General features: G+C 72.8%; 8 protein-coding genes. 3 read left to right on the forward strand and 5 right to left on the reverse strand.

Going from position 1 to position 8,097, the window contains the following annotated elements; genetic code table 11:
* The 4 genes from NWP09_RS09955 to pepN form a co-directional block, all read right to left on the reverse strand.
* The coding region (locus NWP09_RS09955; RefSeq protein WP_258275357.1) for an FAD-binding protein at window positions 1-669 on the reverse strand (669 nt) is incomplete at its 3' end.
* 19 nt (window positions 670-688) lie between these two features.
* The gene (locus NWP09_RS09960) at window positions 689-1,072 is read right to left on the reverse strand and encodes a globin (protein ID WP_309137114.1); all 384 of its coding nucleotides are present in this window, start codon (window positions 1,070-1,072) and stop codon (window positions 689-691) included.
* Window positions 1,072-1,968 carry a mechanosensitive ion channel family protein gene (locus NWP09_RS09965; RefSeq protein ID WP_258275358.1) on the reverse strand — a complete coding sequence of 299 codons (897 nt, stop codon included), beginning with the start codon at window positions 1,966-1,968 and terminating at the stop codon, window positions 1,072-1,074. The genes NWP09_RS09960 and NWP09_RS09965 overlap by 1 nt, the downstream gene beginning before the upstream one ends.
* Window positions 1,969-1,988: 20 nt before the next feature.
* A complete protein-coding gene (gene pepN, locus NWP09_RS09970; RefSeq protein ID WP_258275359.1) occupies window positions 1,989-4,529 on the reverse strand; it encodes an aminopeptidase N in 2,541 nt (846 codons plus the stop codon).
* Between the two features lie 100 nt (window positions 4,530-4,629).
* Here pepN and NWP09_RS09975 point away from each other — a divergent pair, with 100 nt between their 5' ends.
* The 3 genes from NWP09_RS09975 to NWP09_RS09985 are packed head-to-tail and all read left to right on the forward strand — an operon-like array spanning window position 4,630 to window position 6,727.
* The gene (locus NWP09_RS09975; RefSeq protein ID WP_258275360.1) at window positions 4,630-5,268 is read left to right on the forward strand and encodes a DsbA family protein; all 639 of its coding nucleotides are present in this window, start codon (window positions 4,630-4,632) and stop codon (window positions 5,266-5,268) included.
* Window positions 5,268-5,753 carry a ribose-5-phosphate isomerase gene (locus tag NWP09_RS09980; RefSeq protein ID WP_258275361.1) on the forward strand — a complete coding sequence of 162 codons (486 nt, stop codon included), beginning with the start codon at window positions 5,268-5,270 and terminating at the stop codon, window positions 5,751-5,753. The genes NWP09_RS09975 and NWP09_RS09980 overlap by 1 nt, the downstream gene beginning before the upstream one ends.
* A complete protein-coding gene (locus NWP09_RS09985) occupies window positions 5,753-6,727 on the forward strand; it encodes an Fpg/Nei family DNA glycosylase (protein WP_258275362.1) in 975 nt (324 codons plus the stop codon). The genes NWP09_RS09980 and NWP09_RS09985 overlap by 1 nt, the downstream gene beginning before the upstream one ends.
* 103 nt (window positions 6,728-6,830) lie before the next feature.
* Here the strand turns inward: NWP09_RS09985 and NWP09_RS09990 are convergent, their stop codons facing one another.
* On the reverse strand, window positions 6,831-7,487 hold the full coding sequence (locus NWP09_RS09990) for a hypothetical protein (protein WP_258275363.1): 657 nt from the start codon (window positions 7,485-7,487) through the stop codon (window positions 6,831-6,833).
* Between the last annotated feature and the right edge of the window lie 610 nt (window positions 7,488-8,097).

Raw genomic sequence — 8,097 nt, forward strand, 5'->3', positions numbered from 1 at the left:
GGTCGCGACCACGACCGATGCGGCGCGCAGCTCGAACCCGCCCACCGCCTCGCGGCTCGACGGCTCGCCCCGCACGGTGAGATCCGGCGCGAGCCGGGAGCCGGCCGCGCCGACGACGCGGCCGTCCTCGACGAGCAGGCGCTCGGCACGGTGCCGGAACGACAGCGTCGCCCGCCCGTCTCGCACCGCGTCGCGCAGCAGCCGGGTGAACGGCGCGACGAGCCCGGGCCCCGTGCCCCACACGATGTGGAAGCGGGGCACGGTGTTCCCGTGGCCCCCGCGCGTGCGGGCTCCGCGCTCCGCGTGCCCGACGACCGGGAACAGGCGCACCCCGAGCGAGCGCAGCCACGGGCGCAGCTCCCGGTGGGCGAACTCGAGGTACGCATCCGCCCACCGCCGGCCCCACGCATCCTCTGCACGATCCCAGCCGGCGGAGGCCTCCCAGTCGACGCGCGCGAGCTCGAGCGAGTCGGCGATGCCGAGCCGGCGCTGCTCGGGCGAGTCGACGAGCAGCAGCCCGCCGAACGACCAGTACGCCTGACCGCCGATCGACTGCGGACCCTCCTGATCGATGATGCGCACGCGGCGGCCCCGCGCGAGCGCCTCGCACGCGGTCACGAGCCCGGCGAGGCCGGCTCCGATCACCAGCACGTCGTCGTCGTCGGGCATGGCGCTCCTTCGGGATGGGTCAGCGGATGAGCGGGTTGCGGTTCAGCATCGAGGTCGCGGCGCGCTCGAAGTAGTCCTCGAGCTCGGCGCGCAGGAGCGGCGCGGGATCGACGGCGTCGAGCGCGCCCCGCATGCACGCGAGCCAGCGGTCGCGCGCGTCGGGATCGATCGCGTAGGGGAAGTGCCGCATGCGCAGCCGCGGGTGGCCGCGCAGCTCGCTGTAGGTGCCGGGGCCGCCCCAGTACTGCTCGAGGAACATCCGCAGTCGGTCCTCGGCGCCCGCCCGGTCGTGCTCCGGGTACATCGGGCGCAGCACCTCGTCGGCCCAGACCCGCTCGTAGAACTCGTGGACGAGCGCGCGGAAGAACGGCTCCCCGCCGACCGCCTCGTGCAGCGACTGCATCAGCGCGACCCCTCCATGCCCTTGACGACGACCTGCTGGAGCGACGGCAGCTGCACGCCGAGGTCGTCGAGGCCGGCCTTCACGCGGCGGCGCAGCTCGCGCGCGACGTCGTCCTTCGCGCTCGCGCGGGTCTTGACGACCAGGCGGATCACGACGGCCTCCGCGGACACCGACTCGATGCCCCACACCTCGGGCTTGTCGATGATGCGGCCGAGCCACTCGGGCTCCTCGCTCATGGCGGTCGCGACCTCGACGAGGCGCGACTCCACCGCCTCGACATCCGCGTGGTACGGCACGGCCTGGTCGACGATCACGCGCGCCCAGCCCTGGGACTTGTTGCCGACGCGCACGATCTCGCCGTTGCGCACGTACCAGAGCGTGCCGTGCACGTCGCGCACCTGCGTGACGCGGATCCCGACGGACTCGACGACGCCCGACGCCTCGCCGAGGTCGACGACGTCGCCGATGCCCACCTGGTCCTCGAACACCATGAACAGCCCGTTCAGGAAGTCCTTGATGACGCCCTGCGCGCCGACGCCCGCAGCCGCGCCGAGGAATCCGGCCATCGCGACGAGGGAGGCGGCGTTCACGCCGAGGATGCTCAGGATGAGGATGAGCGCGAGCGCCGCGATCACCCACGCGACGATCGTGTTCAGCACGCTGCCGATCGCGCGCGTGCGCTGCACGACCCGCACCTGGGCGAGCGGGGAGCTCGACAGCGCCTCGGTGTCGGCGGCGTCGGCGCGCCGCTTGACCCCGGAGACGACCTGCTGCACGACGCGGGCGATGAGCCGCTTCACGATCCAGTACGCGAGGATCGCGCCGAGGATCGTGAGGATCACCCCGATGGGCGCGCCCCACGCGCCCCACCACTCGCCGAATGCGGCCCAGTCCACGCCGTCCGTCCCCTCTCCGCTCAGCCGTCGCGCTCCTGCGCCTGCAGCGCGCGCTCGACGCCCGCGAGGTGCTCGACGATGATGCGGCGCAGCGCCGGCGCCGCGGACTCGTTGCGCTCGAGCCACTCGCGCGTCGCCGTCGCGAGCGCCTCGGTCGCGACGACCGAGGGGTACAGCCCCACGAGCAGCCCCTCCGCCACCTGGTAGGTGCGGGTGTCCCAGATGCCGTGGATCGCCTCGTGGTAGCGCTCGATCATCGGCTCGAGCACCGATGCGTCGTTGACGTGCACGAGGCCCAGGCCCGTGTAGCGCACGATCATGTTCGACGCGCCCGCCTCGTCGACGACGGAGGCGAACGCGGCCTCCTTCGCGGCGGGGGTCGGGATCGTCGCACGCGCCCGCGCGGCGAACTGCCGGCCGGTCGCGGTGTCGTCCTTCGCGAGCTCCGCCGCGATCTCCTCCTCACCGGCGGCGCTGTTCAGCACGAGGCCGTCGAGCAGCTGCCAGCGCAGGTCGGCGTCGACCTCGAGCCCGTCGAGCGAGCGCGAGCCGTCGAGCAGCCCGCGGAGCGCGTCCACGTGCTGCGGCGTCGAGGCGAGGCCCGCGAAGGCGCCGACGAACTGGAACTGGGCGTCCGAGCCGGGGTCGGCGCTCTCGGCGAGCGTCCACAGGCCGTCGCCGATGCGCTCGATCGTCGCGGCCCGGCGCGACGGGTGCACGTAGGTGCGCGCCGCCTGCGCGAGCTGCGCGAGCGCGAGCCGGATGGTGGTCGACTCGGTCTCGGCGCCGATGTTCGCGAGCACGAGCTCGACGTAGTCGCGCGCGGGCGTCTCGCCGTCGCGGGTGGCGTCCCACGCGGCGCCCCACACGAGCGCCCGCGCCAGCGGGTCCTCGATGTCGCGGAGGCGCGCGAGCGCCGTCGCGTTCGACTGCTCGTCGAGGCGGATCTTCGCGTACGCGAGGTCCTCGTCGTTCAGCAGGATGAGCGACGGCCGCAGGTGGCCGACGAGCTGCGGCACGACGGTCGTCTCGCCGTCGACGTCGAGCTCGATGCGCTCGCGGCGCACGAGCGTGCCCTTGGCCTCGTCGTAGAAGCCGATCGCGAGGCGGTGGGGGCGCAGCGTCGGCCACTCGCCCGGTGCGGTCTGCTCGATCGAGAACGACGTGATGATGCCGTCCTGCGTCGTCTCGATGTGCGGGCGGAGGGTGTTGACGCCCGCGGTCTCGAGCCAGAGCCGGCTCCACTCGCCGAGGTCGCGGCCGCTCGCGTCCTCGAGCTCGGCGAGGAGGTCGGTCAGCTCGGTGTTGCCCCACGCGTGCTTCTCGAAGTAGTTGCCGACGCCCTGCATGAAGGCCTCGAGGCCGACCCATGCGACGAGCTGCTTGAGCACCGAGCCGCCCTTGGCGTAGGTGATGCCGTCGAAGTTGACCTGCACGTCCTCGAGGTCGTGGATCTCGGCGACGATCGGGTGCGTCGAGGGCAGCTGGTCCTGGCGGTACGCCCAGGTCTTCTCCATCGCCTGGAACGTCGTCCAGGCGCCCTTCCACTCGGTCGCCTCCGCGGTCGCGAGCGTCGACGCCCACTCCGCGAACGACTCGTTGAGCCACAGGTCGTTCCACCACCGCATCGTCACGAGGTCGCCGAACCACATGTGGGCGAGCTCGTGCAGCACCGTGACGACGCGGCGCTCGCGGATGGCGTCGGTCACCTGGGCACGGAACACGTACGTCTCGGTGAACGTCACGCATCCGGCGTTCTCCATCGCGCCGGCGTTGAACTCCGGCACGAACAGCTGGTCGTACTTGTCGAACGGGTACGCGACGCCGAACTGCTCCTCGAAGAACGCGAAGCCCTTGCGGGTGATGTCGAAGATGTAGTCGGCGTCCATGTGCTCGGCGAGCGAGGCGCGGCAGAAGATGCCGAGCGGGATCTCGCGGCCGTCGCGCGAGGTGAGCTCCGAGCGGGTGACGGTGTAGGGGCCGGCCACGAGCGCGGTGATGTAGCTCGAGATGCGCGGCGTCGGCTCGAAGCTCCACGTGCCGAGCTCGCCCTCGACGACCGGCTCGGGCGTCGGCTGGTTCGAGACGACCTGCCACCCGGCAGGCGCCTGCACGGTGAAGCGGAACGTCGCCTTGAGGTCGGGCTGCTCGAAGACGGCGAAGACGCGGCGCGAGTCGGGCACCTCGAACTGCGAGTAGAGGTAGACCTCGCCGTCGACGGGGTCGACGAAGCGGTGCAGCCCCTCGCCCGTGTTGACGTACTGCGCGTCGGAGACGACCGTGAGCGCGTTCTCGTCGCGGAGGCCGTCGAGCTGGATGCGGACCCCGTCGTTCACGGTCGCCGGGTCGAGGTCGACGCCGTTGAGCACGACCGAGTGCACCTCGCGCGAGATGTGGTCGATGAACGTGGAGGCGCCCTCGCGCGCCCGGAAGCGGACCGTCGTCGTCGAGCGGAACACCTCGTCGCCGGTCGCGAGGTCGAGGTGGATCTCGTAGCTCTCGACCTCGATGAGCGCGGCGCGCTCCTGGGCTTCGGCGCGGGTGAGGTTCTCTCCGGGCACGCTGGCACTCCCTTGTTCGTCAGGTGCGGGACTGTGGGGTCAGCACCAGCGTAGTGGCGCGCGGCCGGGCGCCCGCCGCGTGCGCGGATAGCATCGGAGCATGAGCATCGAGGCAGGCACCGAGCACCCGCAGCGCGTCCGGATGTGGTTCGACCCCACGTGCCCGTGGGCGTGGATGACGAGCCGCTGGCTCGGCGAGGTCGCGGATCGGCGGGGCTTCGACGTCGACTGGCAGGTGATGAGCCTCGCGGTGCTCAACGAGGGGCGCGACCTGCCGGAGGCCTATGCGGCGCGCATGCCGCGCTCGATGCGCCTGACCCGCCTCGTGACCGCGGCTCGCGCCGCCGGCGGCGACGGAGTCGTCAAGCCGCTGTATGACGCGCTCGGCGAGCGCATCCACCACGAGCGGCGGAAGGACGACGACGCGATCGTCGCCGAGGCGCTCGCCGAGGTCGCCCTCGACCTGTCGCTCGCGGCGGAGACCGACGAGCACGACGACGCGCTCCGCGCGAGCCACCAGGCGGCGATCGACCTCGTCGGGGACGACGTCGGCACGCCGGTCATCGCGGTCGACGACACCGCGTTCTTCGGCCCGGTCGTGAGCCCGGCGCCCACGGGCGAGGCCGCCCTCCAGCTCTTCGACGGGATCGTCGCCGCGGCGTCGATCGACGGCTTCTTCGAGCTCAAGCGCTCGCGGACCCGCGGCCCCGTCTTCGCCACCGACCTGCAGGAGGCGTGATGCGCATCCACATCGCCACCGACCACGCCGGCTTCGAGATGTCGAAGCGGCTCGTCGCGCACCTCACCGAGCGCGGCCACGAGTGCGTCGACCACGGCCCGGTCGAGTACGACGCCGAGGACGACTACCCCGCGTTCTGCATCAACGCCGCTCGAGCGGTCGTGCGCGACCAGCGCGACGGGGTCGAGGCGCTCGGCGTCGTCTTCGGGGGCTCCGGCAACGGCGAGCAGATGGCGGCGAACAAGGTCGAGGGCGTGCGCGCGGCGCTCGCGTGGAGCCTGCGCACCGCCGAGCTCGCGCGCGAGCACAACGACGCGAACGTCGTCGCGGTCGGCGCGCGGCAGCACGAGGAGGAGGAGATGCTCGAGATCATCGACGCCTTCATCGCGACGCCGTTCAGCGGGGCGGAGCGGCACGCGCGCCGCATCGCGCAGCTGGGCGAGTACGAGACGACGGGCGGCATCGCGGGCCACGAGATCCGCTGATGCCGGAGGGGCATTCCGTCCATCGCATCGCCCGCCAGTTCCGGGCGAACTTCGTGGGCCGCGTCGCCCGGGTGTCGAGCCCGCAGGGGCGCTTCGAGGTCGGCGCCGCCGAGCTCGACGGCAGGGAGCTCACGAGCTCGGAGGCGATCGGCAAGCACCTGCTGCTCGGCTTCGGCGGACCGACCCTGCACGTGCACCTCGGGATCTACGGCGCGTGGGACTTCGCGGGTGCGATCTCGCTCGACCCGACGATCCTCGCCGCGGACGGCCGCATGGGGCAGACGGGGATGCGCGGCGCCGGCACCGAGGGGGAGCTCGAGGATTCGATCCACTCGATCGGGGCGCCTCGGCTCACCCGCCTGCGGGCGGGGGAGCAGGAGACGGCGTCGGAGGTGACGGCCTTCCCGCCGGACCCGATCGGGCAGGTGCGCGTGCGCATCCTCACCGAGAGCGCGGTGGCCGACCTCCGCGGCCCGACCGTCTGCGAGGTGCTCGACGACGCCCAGGTGAGCGCGCTTGCGCAGCGGCTCGGGCCCGACCCCGAAGCGCCCACGGAGTCGCGGCGCCACGCGGAGGCGCGCTTCGTCGAGCGGGCGTCGCGGTCGAACCAGCCGATCGGTCAGCTGCTCATGGACCAGTCGGTCGTGGCGGGCATCGGCAACGTGTACCGCGCCGAGCTGCTCTTCCGAGCGGCGATCGATCCGCATCGGCCGGGCTCGCACCTGACCGACGACGAGCTGCGGGGCTTGTGGCGCGACTGGGTCAAGCTGCTGCGCATCGGGGTCGAGACGGGGCAGATGCTCACGATCGACGGCTTGCGCGGCGCGCGCCGCGCGGCGGCGCTCGCGAACCGCGCCGACCGCCACTGGGTCTACAAGCGCGAGGGGCTCCCGTGCCGCCGGTGCGGCACCGCGGTGGCGATCGGCACGATGCAGGGCCGCAAGCTCTACTGGTGCCCCGGCTGCCAGCTCTGATGTCGGGCACCGCCCCTGCGCGGGCGCTTCGTGCCCTCGCCGACAGCGCTGCTCCTCCGCGTCAGCGGCAGTCAGCGCCAGCGGTGGTCAGCGCCACCGGTGGTCAGCGCCAGCGGTAGAGGGTCGCGCCGTCGATCCCCGATGCCGACGGGCTGACGACCCACGAGCCGGTCGGGTCGTCGGCGCGGACTGCGACGATCACCTGCGCGCTCTCGCGATCGCCGGGCGCCATCTCCCACACGTAGCCGAGATCCTGCGGCGCGGCCGCGGTCGATGCGGAGTTCTGGTCCGAGAAGGGGCCGCCGTCGGGCTGGTAGGCGAACGTCATGTCGAACATCGGGTGGGTCGTGACGACGCCGACGTTCTCGATCTCGAGCTCGAGCACGACGAAGCGCTCGCCGGCGCGCGGCACGGCGCCGGTCTGGGCGGCGAGCGAGTCGGCGGGATCGATCGAGCGCAGCGCCGTGATCTCCCAGGTCGAGCCGCGATCGGTGTGCACGACGACGGTGTCGCCATAGGAGAACTCGCCCGGCGCGGTCGTCGGCACCGGAGGCTCGGTGGGTCCGTCGGTCGTGGGAGCCGGGTTGAGGTCGGTGAAGACGGGGGATGGGCTGGCCGGGATCGCGGGATCGTCCGGCGTCGAGGGCGGCGACGCGATGCACGCGGCGAGTCCCACCGCGGTGGCCGAGGCCACGACGAGCGCTGCGCCCATGCGGGCGGAGCCGCGGCGCGGTGCGCGGGTCACGGGCCTGGATCGCACGTCGCAACGCTACCCGCAATCCGCCCGACGACCGCCGTCGCGACCGCGCCCCGCGTGCCTGTCGTGCCGGCGCGAGCTCACGGCCGAGTGGCGTCGACCCAGCGCTGCGACAGCGCGTGCGTGTGGCGGCAACCCAGGGCTGGGACAGCGCGTGCGTGTGGCGTTGACCCAGCGCTGGGACAGCGCGTGCGTGTGGCGTTGACCCAGCGCTGGGACAGCGCGTGCGTGTGGCGTCAACCCAGCGCTGGGACAGCGCGTGCGCGGATCGGTCGGCAAGCAGCCGCGCGACGGCCGACCAACGCGCGCACTCGGTGGCGCGCGTGAGGGATGCCGTGGCGGTCGGCGCGTGTGCGCTCGCAGGCCCGCGTGGGTTGGTCGTCCCGAGGGCGCGCTACGCGGTCGCCGGCGCGGGGGAGCAGTCGCAATCGCGGAGGTGCGCCCATGGTGGGTCGCTCGCGGTGCACCGTGCTGGTTCGTCGGATGGGGTGCCCCAGTAATCGGCGCCGCGGTCTCGGAAGACGGGGCCGGCGGGCTCGGGTTCGTCGGTGAGGACGCGCCCGGTGGGGCTGGTCCATTCGAGGACGCCCTGGTCGAGCTGCTGGACGGTCCA

The organism is Agrococcus sp. HG114 (assembly GCF_024723325.1).
In the GTDB taxonomy this organism is placed as follows: domain Bacteria; phylum Actinomycetota; class Actinomycetes; order Actinomycetales; family Microbacteriaceae; genus Agrococcus.